The organism is Bradyrhizobium embrapense (assembly GCF_001189235.2).
GTDB lineage: Bacteria > Pseudomonadota > Alphaproteobacteria > Rhizobiales > Xanthobacteraceae > Bradyrhizobium > Bradyrhizobium embrapense.
On sequence record NZ_LFIP02000001.1, the window covers coordinates 1,012,432 to 1,031,106 of the forward strand.

General features: G+C 61.6%; 18 protein-coding genes. 5 read left to right on the plus strand and 13 right to left on the minus strand.

The window, feature by feature from the left end:
* Nucleotides 1-178: 178 nt before the first annotated feature.
* Entirely contained in the window at nt 179-1,282 is a 1,104-nt protein-coding gene (locus tag AKN83_RS05035) for a GumC family protein (protein ID WP_050400189.1), read from the minus strand.
* Nucleotides 1,283-1,389: 107 nt separating this feature from the next.
* Entirely contained in the window at nt 1,390-1,647 is a 258-nt protein-coding gene (locus AKN83_RS39460; RefSeq protein WP_157113214.1) for a hypothetical protein, read from the minus strand.
* A 371-nt stretch (nt 1,648-2,018) separates the two neighbouring features.
* Between AKN83_RS39460 and AKN83_RS05040 the strand changes: the two genes are divergently transcribed.
* Complete coding sequence (locus AKN83_RS05040) at nt 2,019-3,401, plus strand: polysaccharide biosynthesis/export family protein (protein ID WP_083991931.1); 1,383 nt, start codon at nt 2,019-2,021, stop codon at nt 3,399-3,401.
* A gap of 33 nt (nt 3,402-3,434) precedes the next feature.
* On the opposite strand, the gene AKN83_RS05045 is transcribed toward AKN83_RS05040, so the two are convergent.
* The 4 genes from AKN83_RS05045 to AKN83_RS05060 form a co-directional block, all read right to left on the minus strand.
* The gene (locus AKN83_RS05045; RefSeq protein ID WP_050400188.1) at nt 3,435-6,008 is read right to left on the minus strand and encodes a coiled-coil domain-containing protein; all 2,574 of its coding nucleotides are present in this window, start codon (nt 6,006-6,008) and stop codon (nt 3,435-3,437) included.
* Between the two features lie 114 nt (nt 6,009-6,122).
* Nucleotides 6,123-6,722, minus strand: coding sequence for a DsrE family protein (locus AKN83_RS05050; RefSeq protein WP_050400187.1), 600 nt, complete (start codon nt 6,720-6,722; stop codon nt 6,123-6,125).
* A 36-nt stretch (nt 6,723-6,758) separates the two neighbouring features.
* A complete protein-coding gene (locus AKN83_RS41060) occupies nt 6,759-7,106 on the minus strand; it encodes a hypothetical protein (protein ID WP_050400186.1) in 348 nt (115 codons plus the stop codon).
* Between the two features lie 269 nt (nt 7,107-7,375).
* Nucleotides 7,376-8,425, minus strand: a complete 1,050-nt coding sequence (locus AKN83_RS05060; RefSeq protein WP_244521889.1) for a TAXI family TRAP transporter solute-binding subunit — start codon at nt 8,423-8,425, stop codon at nt 7,376-7,378.
* A 740-nt stretch (nt 8,426-9,165) separates the two neighbouring features.
* Here AKN83_RS05060 and AKN83_RS05065 point away from each other — a divergent pair.
* A complete protein-coding gene (locus AKN83_RS05065; protein ID WP_157113215.1) occupies nt 9,166-9,354 on the plus strand; it encodes a hypothetical protein in 189 nt (62 codons plus the stop codon).
* A 302-nt stretch (nt 9,355-9,656) separates the two neighbouring features.
* Here AKN83_RS05065 and AKN83_RS05070 read toward each other — a convergent pair whose 3' ends face one another.
* From AKN83_RS05070 to AKN83_RS05080, 3 genes are all read right to left on the minus strand, one after another.
* The gene (locus AKN83_RS05070) at nt 9,657-9,863 is read right to left on the minus strand and encodes a hypothetical protein (protein ID WP_244521890.1); all 207 of its coding nucleotides are present in this window, start codon (nt 9,861-9,863) and stop codon (nt 9,657-9,659) included.
* Between the two features lie 405 nt (nt 9,864-10,268).
* On the minus strand, nt 10,269-11,042 hold the full coding sequence (locus AKN83_RS05075) for a type IV pilus inner membrane component PilO (RefSeq protein WP_050400181.1): 774 nt from the start codon (nt 11,040-11,042) through the stop codon (nt 10,269-10,271).
* A 971-nt stretch (nt 11,043-12,013) separates the two neighbouring features.
* The gene (locus AKN83_RS05080) at nt 12,014-13,078 is read right to left on the minus strand and encodes a hypothetical protein (protein ID WP_050400179.1); all 1,065 of its coding nucleotides are present in this window, start codon (nt 13,076-13,078) and stop codon (nt 12,014-12,016) included.
* On the opposite strand from AKN83_RS05080, the gene AKN83_RS38140 reads away from it, so the two are divergent.
* On the plus strand, nt 13,065-13,880 hold the full coding sequence (locus tag AKN83_RS38140; RefSeq protein WP_172803485.1) for an SGNH/GDSL hydrolase family protein: 816 nt from the start codon (nt 13,065-13,067) through the stop codon (nt 13,878-13,880). The genes AKN83_RS05080 and AKN83_RS38140 overlap by 14 nt on opposite strands.
* Nucleotides 13,881-13,949: 69 nt before the next feature.
* Here the strand turns inward: AKN83_RS38140 and AKN83_RS05090 are convergent, their stop codons facing one another.
* On the minus strand, nt 13,950-14,159 hold the full coding sequence (locus AKN83_RS05090; protein ID WP_050400177.1) for a hypothetical protein: 210 nt from the start codon (nt 14,157-14,159) through the stop codon (nt 13,950-13,952).
* 114 nt (nt 14,160-14,273) lie between these two features.
* Complete coding sequence (gene dinB / locus AKN83_RS05095) at nt 14,274-15,521, minus strand: DNA polymerase IV (protein WP_050400176.1); 1,248 nt, start codon at nt 15,519-15,521, stop codon at nt 14,274-14,276.
* A gap of 346 nt (nt 15,522-15,867) precedes the next feature.
* On the opposite strand from dinB, the gene AKN83_RS05100 reads away from it, so the two are divergent.
* Both AKN83_RS05100 and AKN83_RS05105 read left to right on the plus strand, forming a co-directional pair.
* A complete protein-coding gene (locus tag AKN83_RS05100; RefSeq protein WP_050400174.1) occupies nt 15,868-16,134 on the plus strand; it encodes a hypothetical protein in 267 nt (88 codons plus the stop codon).
* A 197-nt stretch (nt 16,135-16,331) separates the two neighbouring features.
* The gene (locus AKN83_RS05105) at nt 16,332-17,465 is read left to right on the plus strand and encodes a hypothetical protein (protein ID WP_050400173.1); all 1,134 of its coding nucleotides are present in this window, start codon (nt 16,332-16,334) and stop codon (nt 17,463-17,465) included.
* 36 nt (nt 17,466-17,501) lie between these two features.
* On the opposite strand, the gene AKN83_RS05110 is transcribed toward AKN83_RS05105, so the two are convergent.
* Together AKN83_RS05110 and AKN83_RS05115 are read right to left on the minus strand one after the other, a co-directional pair.
* Nucleotides 17,502-18,050 (minus strand): tetratricopeptide repeat protein, encoded by a 549-nt coding sequence (locus AKN83_RS05110; protein WP_244521891.1) that lies wholly within the window; start codon nt 18,048-18,050, stop codon nt 17,502-17,504.
* A 219-nt stretch (nt 18,051-18,269) separates the two neighbouring features.
* Entirely contained in the window at nt 18,270-18,668 is a 399-nt protein-coding gene (locus tag AKN83_RS05115; protein ID WP_050400172.1) for a hypothetical protein, read from the minus strand.
* Nucleotides 18,669-18,675: the final 7 nt, after the last annotated feature.

Here is an 18,675-nt window from a genome sequence, read left to right on the forward strand (position 1 = left end):
ACGCAGCGGCGTCCGACCCGTTGAAACTCACCTCGGGTGCGGTCGGCACCACAAACTCTGCACCGTGCTCGCCGGGTCAAGGCGCCATCGTGCCAGATACCGATCACCCGATGGCGCCTGCCCGTCCGCCGTTCAACACAACGTATCTCTAGCATGTCTGAAAATGGCTGCTCCGCCCTCACCCCGCACCCGTAAGGCGTACCGGCCTGGTCTTCGTCGATGTTTCGGATTGATGATCCGGTCGAACCGTGTCCGGCGCGGGCCACTCGGCTCCATCATCGTGCCCGCGCAAGAGGTCCCACGCAGCGAACTGGATGTGACCTTCCATCAGATCCTGCAGCACAGCGAAGGCGAGGCCGAGAAGCAGTCCACCGAGGAGCGCTATTCCAAGCACGGTCTTGGGCTTTGGCGAAGCGGCCCTCAGGGGAGGCAACGCCTGGGTAATGAGACTCGCAGCGAACACCGGCGAGGACTGCTGTCGCGTAGCCTCCAGCCTGCGCAGCATGTGACGAAAATTGTCATAAGCGCTTTTGGTCGATTCCGCAGCGGCCGCCAGCCTATCCATATTGGCAGCGGACTCCGGCGCATCTTTTCTGCTTTTACTGAAGTCCTCGAGCGCCTTTTGCGCAGCTGACGCTTGGGTGCTCAAGCCATTCAGTCGATCCCGGACCCACGTCTCATCTTGCAACGAGCCGCCCTGGTCCATTTGATGAGTAATGTACTTTTCTGCGACGGCGTTCAGAATCTGCGCTGCCCGATCAGGATCTTTGCAGCTGAAGGTGAGTTCGACAAGGTAAGTCGGGCCGACGCGCTTGGCGGTAAGCCTTTGCCCGAAGGATTCCACGGCGTAACGCATGGCGCTACCCTGGCCTTCCGGTCTGGTCCAGCCGAGCAGATGCGATACGGACAGCACGCTACTACCCTGGCTTCCTGCAAATTCCGGATCCGTCGCCAGGCCAAGCTTCTCGATCACGGCACTCGCGATGCTCTCAGACCTTATGATTCCGATCTGGCTCTCGACAATCGTCGCGACTGCCGCAACGTCGCCGGGGGTCGCTTTCGAGTCGACGATAAGTTGCGCCTTGGCTGTAAAGGTGGGCACCGCCATGATGAGGTAGAGCACGGCAACGCCAAGCGCTGCGCAGCACAGCAGAAATATGGTCAACAGGCGTCGCCGTATGAAGGCCACAACCGCCAGCAGGGAAATGACCGGCGTAGTATGAAACTCCGGCGGCGGCGGGTTGTCCCGGTTCGCCCAATTGTCCGTTGTATTCTGCAACATAATCGTACCAGCGCTGATGATTGGAGTTCCGTTGCGGCGACCAGTTCAACAAGCGCAAGGGGGCTCACGGAAGGACGCAAGCTTAGAGGGAGGTGCGGCCGGCTGAATCACATCAATAGACATTCATGCACCTTTTCAGACAAGGTAGCTGGCCGAAGCCGGCGCATGGCCACGGCATCGACCTCTGATAGACGAAGACCGCAATATGCGCCGAAGTCACGCTGGCGACGAGTTCGGCAGCGGTCATAGCCAGTGGCGCCATTGCCCGGCCTGACGGCACTTGCTGAATTCACCCAGCTGCCGTGGACCGGATGCACCGGAAAATTGGCGGAGGCCGGCGAATTGGTGAAGAACGCATCGTTCATGGCACTCTACGGCCCAATCGCACATTTCCTGCTGAATCAGTACATTCCGGGTCATGGCTTGGGAAAGGCAATAAATGGGTAATTACGATGGTCCATTGAGCCGCGGCACTGCCGGACTAAATTCGGCTGCCGATCCGCTTGTTCGCACATCCCAATGGATCTGATGCAACTTCGAATTGACGATCAACAGGGCCGATCAATCGAAAATGCGGGCGGGAAGCCTGCCTTGCCGCAAATGAGGAAACGAACCCCAGGTTTTCCGATCGTCCGCCTCGATGGCCGCCTGAACGTCAGCGATGGTGACGTGTTGGTATGCCGACAGATTCCGAGGGTTTCATCCTGGTGACCACGTCGCAAAGAAAGTTGCCGTCATGCCGAACTCCACACCGCGCAAGCGTTTCAGGCCCACCATCCTGGGCAACGACCTCGGCGGTTGCATCAAATGGGGCTTGGTCGTCCTCGGCTTGACGATTTCAGTGGCCCAAGCGAAAGCCGAATATCTCGTCAATACCGGGGATGTGCTGGAGGTCGCGGCGGCGGGCGTGCCGGAGCTGCGATCTCGTGCAGCCGTGCAGACGGACGGGAACATATCGTTGCCGCTCGTCGGAGTGCTTCAGGTAGCCGGCCTGAGCCTACCGCAGATCCGAACCAAGGTCGGCGCCGCACTGGCAAACAAGGTGTTTCGACAGAGAAGTCCGGACGGGCGTGAAAGCGTCATCGTGATCGATGCGGATGAAATCACTGCGACCGTGGCGGAGTACAGGCCGATATACATCAATGGCGATGTCTCGAAGCCGGGTCAGTACCCTTACCTTCCGTCAATCACCGCACGTCAACTGATAGCGCTGGCGAGCGGTTACGACATCATGCATGTGAGAATGAACAATCCGTATCTCGATCTGGCGGACCTGAGAGCCGAATATGGATCGCTTTGGACGGAGTTCGCCAAAGAGCAGGCGCGGCTGTGGCGTATCAAGACGGAACTCGGAGATGCGACCCAGATCGCTCCAAACGCTGCGAGGGAGGCACCGATAGCTCGATCGGCGATTTCAGACATCTTCAACGCGGAAACGGAGTATCTGAAGGCGAAGCAAAGCGACTATCAGCAGGAGAAGGAGTTCATCCAGCGCGGCGTTCGGCAGGGAGACGATGAAGTGCGCGTGCTGTCCGAGCAGCAAAAGAGGGAGGAAGAGGGATTTCAGTCGGACCAGGAAGAGCTGCAGAAAGCGCAAGATATGTTCGCCAGAGGCACCCTGACCAGCCCGCGCGTCACGGATGCGCGTCGGGCGGTTCTGCTGTCGTCGACCAGGAAGTTGCAAACCTCTGCGCAACTGCTGCAGGTCAAGAAGCAGCAGGATGAACTCGTCAGAAGGCTGACCAAGCTCGATGATCAGCGGCGACTTGACCTCCTGCGTGAGCTGCAGGACACGAGCTTGCGGCTTAACCAGGTTCGCGAGAGGCTGCAGGCCGTGGGTGAGAAGATTCAGTACACCGCGATGGTTCGATCGCAGCTTGTGCGAGGAGCGGGCAGCAAGCCCGACATTACCATCATCAGGAAAGGCGCGAACGGGCCGGAACAGATTGTCGCGAGCGAAGACACCGAGTTGCAACCAGGCGACACGGTCGAGGTCTCCTTGCGATACCAGGATCTTCCAGACGTACCTTCGCGAAAGCTGAGCGGCTTGGGCCCGTCACCGGCGACGGGCCGAACTGCGGTGACGGAAGCTGAGCCGCCTTCAGTCGGTGTCAGATGACGAGGTCGGTCCGATCGGTCGTGTCTGCAGACATTAGCGATGCAGCGCGTCCAGCCGAGCTTTCGCATCCTTGATTCCAGCCGCATCGGCCCTGGCATACAGGGCTCTTGCTTTGCTCGCATCGCCGCGAGTGCCGTAAGTTCCCCATTTCGCCAAAACCAACGGATCGTAGGTTTCTGCCAGTGCGAAGCTCGCCTGGGCGCTGCCCATCTCGACGGCGCGCTCGAGCACAAGCCGCGCCGCGCCTACATCGCCCTGCCGGAGCAGGGCACTTGCACGCAGGACCAGCCCTGCCGCTTCGGTAACCTGCTCGGAAGCAGGCTGAGCAACAGCGGGAGCCGGATTGGCAACCGCTGCGATCGAGCTGGACTTGTCCGGGCCAGGCGAACCGGTCGTCAGGACATCCGGCGCAGCGCCGATCTCCTTGCGCCCCTGCGCCTCATACGCTTGGATCGCGCTCCGCGACAGGAAGAAGTTCTGCGCCTTCACGCCTGCGCTCTCGGCGCGCAATTGCCTCAGCTCGGCAGCGCCGGCTTCTGCTGCCTTCGTCTGCAGCAATGCATCCTCGCTTGCCTTCGCGGCCTTCGCCGCCTGGGCCTCATTATCGCGACGCGCTGCCGCCAGGTCCTGTTCCAGCCGCATCGACCGCTCGCGTTCCTTTTGCAGATCCGCCGCGCCGCTCTTCGCCGCAGATGTCAACCGGGACAGATCCTCGACCGCTTTGGCTACCAATGCAGTCTTGGACTCGACATCGCGCCGCGCCGTCGTCAGGTCCTGCTCCAGCCGTGCCGACCGCTCGCGCTCCTTTTGCAGATCCGCCGCGGCGGTCTTGCCCGCTGTTTGCAGTCGGGATGATTCCTCACCTGCCTGCGCCACCAGCGCGGTCTTGCTCTCGAGATCACGTCGCGCCGCCAACAGATCCTGCTCCAGCCGTGCGGATCGCTCACGCTCCTTTTGCAGGTTGGCTGCAGCGCTCTTGACCGCCGCTTGCAGCAGGTTCTGCACCTCTGCCGCGCCGTTCTCCTTCTCCCGTTTCAATCGGGCTGCTTCATCGCTTGCTTTCGCTGCCAGGGCGGCTTGCGCTTCGACATCACGGCGAGCCGCCGCGAGGTCCTGCTCCAACCGGGCCAATTGTCCGTCGGGTGAGGCCTTGTGAGCTGAAGCCGCGGCACCCTCCGCCGCGCGCCTGAGCTCCGCTACTTCTTCTCCAGCCTTAAGGGCCTGCGCCTCGTATGCGTATATCGAGCTGCGCGCCTGGGACAGCTCCAGGGCCAGCGCGTCGGCCTTCGCGCGCGACTGCTTCAGATCGACGGCCACGGCTTCCACCGACAGCTTCTGACGCGAGAGCTCCTCGCCCGCCTTTGCCGCCAGCGCCGTCTGGGCCGCCAGATCGCGCCGCGCCGCCGCGAGATCCTGCTCCAGCAGCGCGGACCGCTCCACCTCCTTCTGCAGGTCCGGCGCTCCGCGATCTCCCGCGGCTTTCAGGCGGGATGCTTCCTCGCTCGCTTTCATTGCAAGCGCGGTCTGAGTCTCCAGATCACGCCGCGTCGCCGCGAGATCCTGATCCAGCCGCGCAGACCGGTCGCGTTCCTGCTGCAAGTCCGCCGCGTCCCTCTCCTGCGACTGCCTGAGGCGGGACGCCTCTTCGCTTGCCTTGGTCGCGATCGTGGTCTGCGTCTCGAGCTCGCCTCGCGCGACCGCGAGGTCCTGCTCGAGACGTGCGAACCGCTCCGGGTAGCGATACGGACCGGCATCGCTCGCAGTCGCTTGTCCGAGTTCGGCTGGTTCTCCTTCAACCGCACGGACTTGAGCTTCGTAGGCCTGGACTGCACTCCGCGCCAGGGAAAGGCCGGGCGCCGGCACTCCGCCCCCTGCTGGCGCCTGGCTGGTCTCGGCCGCGCCGATCTTGCCCGACCGCTTCAGCTCTAGAACCTCCTCGCCTGCTCGCGCCGCCAGCGCGGTCTGGACCTCGAGATCGCGTCGCGCAGCCGCCAGATCCTGCTCCAGCCCTGCTGCCCGCTCGTGCGCCTGCTGCAACCCGTCCTGTACCCCCTCGCCACCCTGCACGGCCTGCTTCACCCGGGCGGCGTCTTCGATGGCCTTATTGGCCAAGGCAGTCTGGACCTCGACGTCGCGTCGAGCCGCGGCAAGATCCTGCTCCAACATTTCCGCCCGCTCGCGCTGGTGCTCGATGCGCTGCAACAAGCCAATGTCGAGCCTTGCGGCCGAGAGTTCGCAGGACAGGCTCTCACCCGAATTGGGCACCTGGTCCGAGGCAGGCCCGCTCTGGTCGCGCGCTCCCTGCACCGTCAGCACCCGCCGCTCGGTACTGCCTTCGTCTCCCGTCCCGACTTTGGAGTTGCCGCCCTTTGCCGCGGCGGCCGAATTGGTATTGCGAAGGGCCGTCGTTTGCTGCGCATCCGCCGCGAGACGAACCGCATCGGGCGACGCCCGTGTCACTTCGGGTACCCACGCAGTCGCGAGCATGGCGACGGTCGTCGTCCACAGGAGCACGGGCTGTGCAACACTGGGCAGACCTCGCGGCGGCGCGCCTGAGATGTCGCAGGCGGGGCCTACTTCAGCATCAGCGAGAACCGTGCGATCCATCCGCAATCACCTTTCGTATGGCAACACGATCTACCGAGGCGAGGCGTCAAGTCCCCCACCCTCGGCGCAAGGCCACAATTCCGCATTGCGGCCCTTTCCGGACAAGGTTGTGCGTCACGGCTTTACATAGGACCAACCCTTTTCCTGCAGCTCCATCACGCGCACGACGCCGGACTTCACCACCTCCGCCTGACGAATGATCGGGATGTCCTTCTTCTCGGCACTGTGCATTTTTTCCTGAGTATTGCCGCAGGCCTTGAACGAAATTTCCGGCGTGCTTAGCGCCATCTCCTCAATTCGGGCCTTCACGGGCGACGTGTCCTCGCGAAGCATGTGCAGGCCGGGTCCGAACGTGACCACCTCGATCTTCACCTTCTCGCCGAGTTCCTTGTAGTATTGCGCGACGTTGGTCGCATTGTTGAGTGCGAGATTCATGGCAGCAGGGTCGTTCGTATTCACTTGCAGGATCAGGTTGTGCGCCTTGGCGTCGGATGGAATCCGGGCGTTGGCGTTGAGAATGGATCGCTCTTTCTTGCGAGCGGCCTCCTTGCGCGCGACACGGGTTTTTGCCGTGACATGTTCTGCAGCGGTGCTCGCTGTCATTGGCGTCCAATAACGTCCGCCGCCCTGCTCAGCCGCAGCGTAGGGAGCGCCAAGCAGGATCGTTGCGGCTCCGATGGTCGCTATCGTCAAAATATGTTGAAACACTCGCATGATGCCTCTCCTATTGAGCACACGTCATTAAATCCTCTATCCGTTCGGCTTGGCGGCCGGTTGCGGCCACTTGCAGGCGGCGGAGATCCTCGCGCGCACCGTATCCAGACCAACCAACGGAAACACCGCGTCCAGCGCGGAACCAGCACGGGACGCAAGGTGAATAGCCAGAGTTCCGCGGTCCGGAAGCGACTGCAGCAAGCGCATCACGTCGCCGCCGAATGCTACGCCGGTCCCGGACGCCGGCACGGTTGCATCGATCTGCTGCGGTTGACCGTCGTTGATACGATAGGCAAGCGTATATCCGTCGGTGCGACCGGACACGTGCGATCCACCGACGATCAATTCGCTCCGTCCGCCACGGCAGCGGATCGAGAGCGTCATTCCGCTTTCGCCGATACCATCGCGAGACGCCGTCGTGGCAGTAGCAACGGGTGAATAGTCGAGAGGCGATGTCGTCACGCTAATGACCCAGTTGTTAGGCTGGGACGGCGTTGACGTTCGCGGCAGCTTGTCGGAGCACTCGATCCCTTCCGGGCGCTCCATGGAGGAGCAATCACGAAGCTGAGCAATGCGACGAGGTCCCTCCGCTTGTGCCGAGGCAATACCGCTTGCCAGCAAGACTCCAGCCACGATGCGGATCGCCGCGCGTCTCATTGCGATGGATTTGTGGCGGCGCGCGGCTCGCGATCGAGCCATGCCTGCGCCGCAGGGAAACGCGTCAGGCCAGGAACGGTCGCCGCGAGATTAATGGTCTTCCACTTCTGGTCGAAGCCGGGCTGCTGCAGCTTGTCAACTCGCGAGAACAGGGACTCCACGAAGCGCGCAAGGCGCTCGTAGCGGTTCGACTTGACCGGGAAGTTAAAGGCCACCAGCGCGGTCGGCACCGCGATTGTCGCGATGTGATCGCCCGGCTTGATAAGATTGGGATACTCCGCGGCGTCTAGCGAGGCGGGAAGATAGAAGTCCTCAAACTTCTTGTCATAGGGGACGGGCAGGAATTTGAATCCGGGCTCCCAGCGGCCGCGCACGAACGCGTCCACGGGCTTGGAGGTGATGAAGACGACCGCGGCCATCTCACCTTTGCGCATCTGCTCGAGCGCGACTTGATGAGGAATGAAGGTTTTTTCTACGTCGAGACCAAGCCGGCTGAAGATCAGCGGTCCCGAATAGGCCGCGGCAGTCCCCAGGTTATTGAAGTTGACCTTCTTTCCAACGAGATCGTTCAGGCTCTGAACCTCGGGGCGAACGAAGATATGGAGTTCGGACGGAAACAGGTTCAGCACGTAAGCCAGCCGTTGCTGGATGTCCGGCACCTGGCTCTTGTATTCATCGAGCACGTCGGAATTGATGATGGCGGCATCGATGCCGCGCAAATAGAGCAACGAGTTCACGTTCTCAGTCGGACCACGTGTCACGACCGGCAAGACGTGCAGCTTGTCGCCATCGTCCACAACGCGCGCCATTTCGGCTGCAAGGCGAATGGGTGCGCCCTCGAGCAGGCCACCGGCGAGGCCGATAGTCCAGGCATTCATCGTCACTTGCGGCTTCTCTGGCTGAGGCTCTCGCCGCAACTGACGAGATGCAGCAGGTTGCGCCTGCACACCCGCGCCGAATAGCGGAACGCTCGTGAGCACCAGCATCGCGAGCACGAGCAACGGACGCAATCCATCTCTTCCGGTCGGAGGCACTGCTGCACTCATTCTGCCCATCTGGCTCTGCCCTCGCCAATCCGAAATTTCCTCGTAGTTTCGTGCAGTTCGCCCTCGCGCGCCATTTCCCCTTGGAGGAGCCCGCCTAACCCTTCCGGATTATGCGCTGTGCCACCCGGACCTGACGCAGCAACCGAAGCGCTTTGCCTTCGGTGAGGTGATTTTCTTGGGCGATGCACGCGTGAAAATTGCATCCCGAACGAGAAAGATCGCCCGTTCCACCGGGCTGCTGTCGACGCAGATCTCATGATGTCTCGAGTTGATCGTGAGTCGGGGTGTCTCTGCGACGGACTTGCGCACACTGCATGTCCGACAGAATACCCCGGAATTTCCGACCCGCTCTCTGCAAACAAAGGTAACTAGTCTACGCCCGCTTCATTGCCGCGGGATCAGATTGTTCATTGCACGCCTTTGATCGCTCGCAAGATGCGGACCAAGGCATGAGCTTTTTACTGCGGGAGGCCTTATGGTCTTGGATAGGTCGCGCCGCGCGCAAGACCGATGACGATGCGAGTACGCATCGCAAGATGCTGATCCGCGCCTTTCCATGCAGAGCAGCTATTCGGTGCGCATCGTCGCCTTCCACGCTGCCAGGAGACTGCGCAAAGTCGCGACCGAAATCATTGAAGCGGCGCAGAGACAGCGGCGAGAGTCTTCCTTGATCTCTGCAATATTTTCTTGGGAATGGCCGGGGGCTGTCTGCCCGTCACCGGTCTCGCATGGAGACGAAGATGACCGACGAGCAGCTGATGCGGCTGAAAGTCTACGGGAACAATGTCGAGCGCTATCGCCGATTACTCAAGGGCAACCTGACCGAACAAGAAAGAGAATTCGTCGAACGGCGCCTCACCGAGGAACAGTTGGCGATCCAGAGGCTAAGGACGAATGGCCTCGTACATGGCGCGTCGAAGATGACGTGAACGGATTGCTTCCTCTGCAAGATCATCGCATCACGCTGATACTGACTGCAGTGCCGGTCTGCGGCTGGTAAATGAAAAACGAGCCTGTCGAGAAGTTCCTAGCTTGTTCCAAAGGCTCAGCAAGCAATGGTGGTCCTTAACGATCAGCAATCACAGTCGAATTCAGCAAAGGCTTGGTTTGCTCAACGAAGCCTCGTTCCCCGAGGTCTCTTTCTGTTCATATACCTTACTAGGTAACACTGGCGTCATTTGTTCGCGGTCTGTTTCGCCGACACGACGCGAGACAGTCGATCACGGCTAGTCTAGGCCGGCGCATTGTCCCCAGGCGTCGGCAGAGCTTCGGTCAACGCCTGCTTTATGCGTTCGGCCTGCTCCTTCGTAAGCTTCTCGGCAAAGCGGCCACCTCTTTCGAGCTGCGCCGGCCCCTTGAGTTTTCGGTCATAAACCATCCAGTCGGTGCTTCCCTTCCGAACGAGGAATCTAGGGTATACGGGCGCGGCGAGCTTCAACGATACCTCCCAATCGGTCAGTCCACGGGTCTCAAAAATGCACGCCCGGTGACGGTTCTTTCCTAAACTGGGACACTGAAATTCCCAGCATCACCTCTAGAGCAAGGGCTATGCCGATACACCCGATCTCGGCGAACCAAGCCACGACCTCTCACATGGCAAAGACCTTCAGGTCGCCGATCCTCCGAAGTCGCGCCTTGCATGACGTCGAGCCAGATCGTTTTTACGGCTCGGCCATCCGCGCTGCGGGGCCCGCGCGATGTCACCCGCTATAGGCAAGCGGTTGGCCAGTGCGGCCCTGAAACCCACTCCAAGATGAGAGCGATCGCGGGCTGTCGACTGGAGGTCGCAGTCAAAGCGTCTGCGGCCTCTCCGTGCTGCTTGTCGTGATGGCGGTCGCGCAGATCAGCGCACTGACCACGGCCATGCCGATGGTTGCGGCTTGTTGGCTTGCGGGCGCGCCGGCTTGTGCGCCTGTGTGACATTGGTCGGCCGCCGCGGACGCGGCAATGGTACTTCGGAGGTTGCTTTTGGTTGTTCTGACGTCTGCTCAGGCACTTCAGCATCCACCTTTGGTGGTGAGGCGTTAGCGATCAGACGGGCCAACTGCTCCTGGCTTGCGCTGAGCCGCTCGGTGAGCGTCTTGCTGTCTTGCGCCATCTGACTTTGGACAGCCTTGATCTCGTCGATGACATTGTTGTTGCGTGCTATTTCCGCCTGGCCCGCCGTGATTTGCCTTGCCACGCTATCATTGTCGCGGACCAGTTGGTCTTGCCTCAACTGCAGCCTTTCGACCGCTTGCCTTAAGGCAGCGAGGTCGCGCGCCATCGGTCCGAGCTGCTGTGCCAGGTCGGGAGAAAGTGCGACGGAGGTCGGCGCAATGTCTTTCGGCGGGACTTGTGTCAGCGGCGCAGGCCTCGAAGAGGGCACGACCGCCGTACCAGCGGAGGACCACCACCAGACACCGCCACCGATGGATGCCAGCAATACAAGACCGACGGAGGCAGGGTAGCGCCAGTCTCTCAATCGTCGAATAGTTGCTAGCGGCGCACGAGGCACCTTCATGCCGGTCGGCGGGCTCGAAGGGCTGACTCCCGCTTCGCGCGCGAGGTTCGAAAGCTGCTCGTCCAAACTCGCGAGCCGCCCTTCCGCAACCTTGTTGTCCAGCGTGGAGTCCATTTTTGGCGCTCCGTATCAAGACCAATCTGATCCGACTGAAAACAGAACCAAGGGCAATAGTTGTCCCGACTGAGCGGTCATCGAAGTAGCAAATGGGAAAGCGGGTAGCGTACTTCAGCTCAGGCAAGGAGGGAAGTGGCTCTGCCCTCGGTGATCATCAACCGGGAGAGCTCCTTGGCCTGGGTCAAGTCGCAACTTCCCGCTGCACGACCGTCGCTCGCTGGGCGCAGCCGCCCGGTAAAGACACGACCGACACGATGCTTAACGATCGATATGGACGCAGCTCGGCGGAACGTCACCCATCAGAACACTGCGCAAGCAATACTCCAGACGCTCGCAGCCATAACCATCCTTATCCCGTTCTGACGAACGTCCATTCGGGGACTTCAAACGGTAGCCCGCGGGCCGATGGGTAATGGGAATAGCCGCCGAGGAGATCGCTGAGCGCGGCCACTGCCGAGTGATACGATCCCAAATTCTCCTCCTCGAAGTAGAAGTGAAATCGCCCGTTCGATGGCACGATGCGAAACGTGCCACCCTTGGAGCGGAATTCCCAATAGCCTGGCGTCATTGTCGCAACCAGACACACGGCCGACCGGTCCTTGCGGCCGCGAGCATGTGAACCAACCTAACGACATCGCCAGGATGGAGGGACTGAGAAGACATATGAAGCGCGCCTCCGAATCGCGATGATTCTACGGCGGAGGGGCATTGTCAGCCAAAGCGTTGACCGACTTATCCATCGACTTTCAGAACGGGGCGTCTAACAGCGCCCGAAAGATTGTTGGTCGGTAGGAGCGCGGAATATTGCGAGGGCAATACGTGCCGTGGCATGCCCCGCGGGACATGCCTGGTTCGGCCAGGGCCCCAATGGCCGGCCGAGCATGCAGACGCCCGAGACCTCCGCCCGAGCCGCAGGCCTTTGCCGCGGTCCATGCCCAAGAGCTCGGTCAACTTGGTTGCGGCGCCTCTCAATCAGGCATCCACCTGATCGAGGCCGGATCGGCGGGACGCGTGGTGGTGTAAGTTACCAGATCGCATCCTCGCTCGACGAGGAGATCGGCAACTTCGATGAAGCCTTCGTCACCCCCGTCCTGCGAGCTATGAAAGGTAACATCGCTCATGGACACATGCTGGCTCGTCAGCGAAAGCCTGACCATTCCCTGATGGTCTCGAATTGGCCTGCAGATTGGGATGAGTCGTGCCTCGAAGTTGGTCGGGTGATAGGGCGTGAGACGCAGGTTCTTGTAGAAGGTTCGGTCACCCTCGATCGACAGCACGCCCTTGCACGCCGCCGAGTTCACCATGAGGCCGCGGATCGATGAATCCGACCCGATGTGGATCGGATACGTCTCGCCGCGTTCCAGCCGGACACCCGAAAACGCAATCAACCTCGACGAGTATTCGACCAGTCTGCCCGCTATTTGATCCTTGAGCGGCACGCGCTCGTAAGACGTGAACGCAAACGTGCGTTTGCACTTGGCAGTCTCCGCCGTCCCTATCTTAGTCAAGAAATTGCCAAGGTGCGTCGCTATCACACCCGACAGGAATTCGGCCGGATGACTGCCGTCTGCATATAGTTCCTTCGCGTCCACCTTCCCGGACTTGGCGACGGCGGCGATGACGTCCCGGACATCGAAGTAGTACCAGTCATGCTTCTGGCAGACGGAAATACAGGCGGAGATGATCGTCCTTGATGCGTTGATGTCGCTCACCGGTATGCAAACAAAAACCGGCTCGCAATTGGCGCGCTTGGCGGAATGCCCAATCCACTCGACCCACCTCACAACATCGTAGTAATCGATCGCATTGGCAGAAAGCAGCGAAAAATCGATCACGCACGTATCGACGATGCAAAACTCCGAGCCTTTGAAGAAGTCGCCCTGGGCGAAGTACGGACCGAGCAAGGACGGAGATGCACCGATCCTTGCTGATGATTTCACTTCAATTGTGTCATCGGCATCCAAGAGCTTCTGGAAAAAGCCTGCCTTCAAGATGCTGTTTGACTGTCCCACGATCGAAATGCTCAGCGACATCGGATTGACTGCCCTCAGATGGAACCGCGCAATGACATCGAAAACGCTTGATGGAGAACCTCGCAACGCCGCGTCAACGACATCAACCGTTTATGTCGCGGCGACGTTATCAATTGTCGCGGCGCTCTGTCTACCATCGGCGGGACGAGCGCAAAGTTCGAGAGCTGCATGCGACAAGACCGACACGCAATTTGCCGTAACGGCCGCCCTGCCGGACAACGCCGATGCCTTGCGCAAGTATGAACGAAATGTGTCGGGCCTGTCAGGCGATGTCTCGACGGTCTTGCTCGGCGACTCGCTGGTCGAGGCGTGGCCGAGGGAACTGGCTGCATCACTCGGCGCCGGCCCGGTGGCCAACCTCGGCGTCGGACGCGACAGGATCCAGAACACGCTCTGGTTCATCGAGCACGAACGCGAGCGGCTGCGGACGATCAAGCCAAAGTCCATCATCGTGCTGGTGGGGACCAACAACATCTATCTCGACAAGCCGTGCGGCGTGATGGAATCCTATAAGAAGCTGTTTGGGGAGATCAGGTCGCTTTGGCCGAACGGCAAGATTTTCTCGATCCAGATTCTTCCGCGCGGCGACCAGATGAAGGGAGCAGCCGAGAATATTGGATCCGTCAATGCCGAGCTGAGCAGAAGAAGCCGGGAACTCGGAATTAGAACCATCGATGCCTCCGACATCGCATGCGGACGAACAACGCCGTGCGCCAATTACAAGAGCGATCTCCTGCACCTGACGCCATCCGGATACGAGGCCCTTACCAGGATCGCCCGGGAAGGCATGGGCTCATCGTAGGCGCCCAACGAGGCTGCGCAGCAACGCGCCAACGCGGCCATCGGTGGCGCCTGGGCGCGATCCGGCCTTCTAGCTCAGCATCGAAATGATCGATTGAAGCTGATCAGACGCCGCCGTCACGAGCCCGTCGAACGACGTCTGGCCGTGCGCAGCCGTTCGCAAGATGCATTCGGCAACGGCTGCCTTGAGGCCGAACACGGATTGATCGGCCGGTACGCTTGCCATCACCGCGTCCAACGCATCACGCATCGTCTGGATCAGTTCGGAGCTGAACTTCATGGCTATCCTCCGCATGCTCAGGATAGAGCGGGCGCACGAAGCCGCACCTCACAAGCCCGCGATTCCAGATTGCGTTTTCTTAATGCGATGACAAGCCGGTGAACCAGCGAAGGGCTAGAGGTCCTTCTCGGCCAGCTTGCGGAAGTCGTCGGGCACCGAACGAACAGCCTCCAGCGCCGCCGAACCATATCCGATCGCATCCCAGCCAAAACGATCGCGGACCTTGTCGATGGCACAGTCCGCGGCCCAGCGCGCCATCCCTATCGGACTTCCAGGACGAAGCGCCTGATCGGCCAGTCCGAGCGGAAGCTCGAGCGCAAGATCCCAATGCTCCTCGAGATGCGACACCGAGATTGCCAGCAGCGAAATGATCTTCTCGCCTGGATGGTCAGCAAGAGCAGCGCGCACCAGCTTCTCGGCGAGCCTGGCGAGGATCACCGTCGTGCACACGGGCGCATCGAGCGTCATCGAGCGCGTCACCGATTTCAGGTCGGCGAAGCGAACGCGCACCGTCACGGTTCGTCCGGGCCGGGATTTCGCCCGAAGCCGCGTGGCGACGCGGTCGGCCAGATGAAGCAGCGTCGGCCGGATGACTTGCTCGGTCGCGGGCTTTCGGCCAAGCGCCGATTGTGCTCCTGCCGATCGCGCGCGCCGATGCGGCGTGAGCTGTCGGGGATCGCGATTCCAGGCCAGCGCAGCGAGCTTCTCGCCCGCCGCCGGTCCGAGCAACCGCGTCAGCGACCGCTCCGACAATTCGGCGAGTTGACCGATCGTCGTGACGCCGATCGCGTCCAGCCGTGTCCTGGTGACCGGCCCTACTCCCCACATCAATTCAACCGGCAGTTCGTGCAGGAATCCGAGCTCGGCGTCGGGATCGACGACGACCAGTCCATCGGGCTTTGCGACCTGGGAGGCGATCTTGGCCAGATGCTTGGTGCGCGCGACGCCCACGGAGATCGCAAGGCCGAGTTCTGCGCGCACGCGCCGCCGGATCGCCGCTGCTATTTCGGCGGGCGTTCCGAACAGATGCGTACAGCCGGCAACGTCGGCAAACGCCTCGTCGATCGAAATGCGCTCGACCAGCGGCGTGAAGTCGCCGATCACCTCGATGGCCGCGTCGCCCAGCCTTTGGTATTCACTGAAGTGGCCGCCGACGAAAATGAGTTGCGGGCAAAGCCGGCGCGCTTCCCGCCCCGACATGCCGCCATAGACCCCGAAAGCCTTGGCCTCATACGACGCGGCAAGCACAACCCCGCCGCCGACGGCGATCGGCTTGCCTCGCAGCGACGGCTCAAGCAGCTGCTCGACCGACGCGTAAAACGCATCCAGGTCCGCGTGAAGGATGGTGGCTGCGGTTGCCATCTCAACCGGTTCATCCCTGACCTGACCAAAACCGCTCGTCTCCGGACGCTACAATAGAGAATAGAACAAAACAAGAACATATTCAATCCCGGCCGAGAGGGAATGGTCGCGGGCGCCGGCGGTCGTCCGACGACCGTTGGGCATGCGCTGTCGTGCCAGGCATCGAAGCGGGCTGCCGGTCGCAGTCCAAGGAATCACCGCGAGGCAATCGACTAGTCGCTCGACGTCCACAGGCATTCTCTGCCGAGGACGAGCGCGACAACGCGCGGGTGTGCGTCCCGCCGCGCCAGCTCGCTCATCGGTCGCGTTGTTTGACGAACAGGCTTTTTCGGGTAGAGATCAAGGAATGACCGACCACTCGCATCAGGTGGACTTCCAGGCCGCGGCCTCCCTCTACAAATGGCCTTCTCTCAGCAATGCCCGGCGAGAGGATCGCGCGCCCTATATGATCGTCAACGGAACGCTCGACCAGTGCATTCGGGACTTCATGGGCAAGCCCGAGAAGACCCGGCATCTCTACGAGATCCGGACCACGTCGCAGCCTCCCCTCGTGCCGGATGTGCTGTCGCCCGAGCACGTGATCGAGCTCTCCAGGCTTCGCGAGTTTCTCTGAAGGGCTTCACGGATGTCGTGCGCCGGAAGGCGCATTGTTTGCCTCTGCGGGGGCCGCTAGACTTGCCCGGCTCACTGACTGACGGACGTCCGCGCCGGCATGATTGATCCGCTTCGAGGTCTTCTGCGCTCCGTACAGCGCCTGCACGCGAGCGCGGCGGCCACGCGACCGGTTGCCGGGGCATCGAGAGGCGCCACATGAGGTTCAATCTGGCGATCTTGAGCGTGCTGGCCGCAAGACCCGAGCAACGGATCCCGCTTCAAGAGGTCAGCCGCGAGGTCAAGCGCATGATCGCGGCGGGCGATGCAGCCACGAAGTTGAAGCGATCGGCAGAACTTGGCGACGCCGACGTCTTCCAATCCGGATGGGCTTCGATCAATGAGGCTGGGCTGCAGATCACGGACTCCGGCCTCGCATTATGGCGCGAGCTCGAAGCGTCCCGGATCGAACAGGAACTCGACGAGCAGGAGGCCGGCGAACCGCAGGCGGAGCACCTAGAGACCGTTGCTGCCGACCCGCGCGATGCGATCAGGAATGCCGTGATCGAACGGCCCGGCGTGATCGACCGGCCAGTCCCTTTCATGATGCAAGAGGGCCTTGACGGTCGCCCGACCTCGGGAGCAAGCCGCTCGACGGCAGCCCCCGACCTGCCCGCGCGCTCCCCGATCGTCCCCGAGCCGGCATTTGGCTCCATTCACGAGACTGACCGAAGCGCTTCCCGGCTCTCACACCTTGTGAAACGCCTCGGCACCAGCCTGCCGCGGTTTACCCGAGCGCGGCAGCGGCACTCCGACGGCGAAACGCCGGATCGGAAAAGGGTGAATGGCGCTGCAATGCCGGGGCTGGCCGTTGCATGCCTCAGCTTGATCTCGGTCGTTGCATGCGTTGCGGCAGCGATTGCACTCGGCCAGATCACTTCGCTGAAGTCGGACAACGCCGCGCTGCGGCGGGAGCTGGTCCCGCTGAGAGACCGTCTCACGCGGCTCGAACAGGACGCCGCGAAACGCGAGGCCGCGCAACAGGAGGCGCAGGACAAGCTTGGGGCGAACAAGAACGCCTCTGATGCCGGCAGCGAGCAGACTGCGCTCAACCTCTCGCGAGAGGAGATTCAGCTGATCAGGGAATACATCAAGGCGGCCCCTTCGGCCGCCGGCGGCGGGCCGCCGATCAACGTCGGCGATCCCGTCACGGGCGGAATGATTCCGTTGCCGTCGCCGCTGACGGAGAAGGCGCCACGACTGGTCGGAGCGAGATTTGCGATCCGCAACGGCGTGATCATCATCAGCACGCGAAACAGCCGCCGCATCGATGCCGTGCTGATGCCGAACTAGATCGACGCGGCGGCATCGCTTGCCGCCGCAACCATCCTACGGCTGATTGTTCGGCGGCCGCTCGATGAACTTGCGGCTTCCGTTGAGAAGTTCGAGATTGTTGGCGATGACGGGGTTGCCCGGATCGAGCGCATACGCCTTCTCGAACTTGTGTCGCGCGGCGCTGAGATTGCCGCGCAGCATCAGGGAATAGCCTTGATCGTTCAGGATCTGGACGGTCTCGCCGCCGATCCGGATCGCCTGGGCATAGGCCTGATCGGCAAGATCGAAGCGGCGCAGTCTGTCATAGCTCGCTGCGAGCCCGACCCAGGCCGTCACGTCCTTCGGCGCCTTCTCGACCGCGTCCTTGAAATAGCGCTGGGAGATCCCGTAGTTGCCGCGGTTGTATTGCTCGAGGCCCATCCGCACCGGCTCATCGGAGGGATAGTATTTGACGTCGGTCGGCTCCTGCACCGGATCGCCGCCGGGCGGATCCACCGGCGCGACGATCGCAGCTTCGCGCGTCGTGTAGTCACAGCCGGCAAGGCCGGTCGCCAGGCAGCAACAGATCAACGCTGGCGCGAGACGATGCAATCCTCGCCTCATTCCCCAATTCCAGCGCATCTCCTGCACCCTTCGAAACATCATCGCAAAACAACCTACAAAAACAGACCGCACGACCAAACACCGAGGCCGGCGCCAGAAACCCAACGTCGCATCTCCGCTTCCGAGTCCCTGCCCCATCATCCGGCCGACACCGCAGGGATTGATCGAGAAATCGACACCCCAACGGCAAATGCCAGCAGGCTGAGACCCGTCAGCTCATCACTGCTTGCCTCCAACCCCGACGGCTATCGAGCCTCCGGTCCCCGCTCCCAAGCCGGTTGTGTTGACATTCTGAATGGTGGTGACGGGCGGCGGCTGGCCCATCGCCTTGGTCGGGTCGCCCATGTCGGGAAGCTGATCGACCGGCCGCGTTGTGGTGCCGTAGCGCTTCACGGCCTCGCCTGTCCGCCGCGCATCATATGCGATCCTGCGGTCACCGACATAGGCCGGCCACGGATGGATCGTGTGGGTGACGGCATTGACCTCCTTGGCGTTGCCGGCACTCATCGTGATGGTGTCGGAACGCTGGACGTAGCGGTCCATCTCGTCATGACCGTATACGCCATAGCAGCCGCCGAGCATCAAGGGGGCGAGCAGAGCCAGATATTTGGTCGTCATCTCTCGC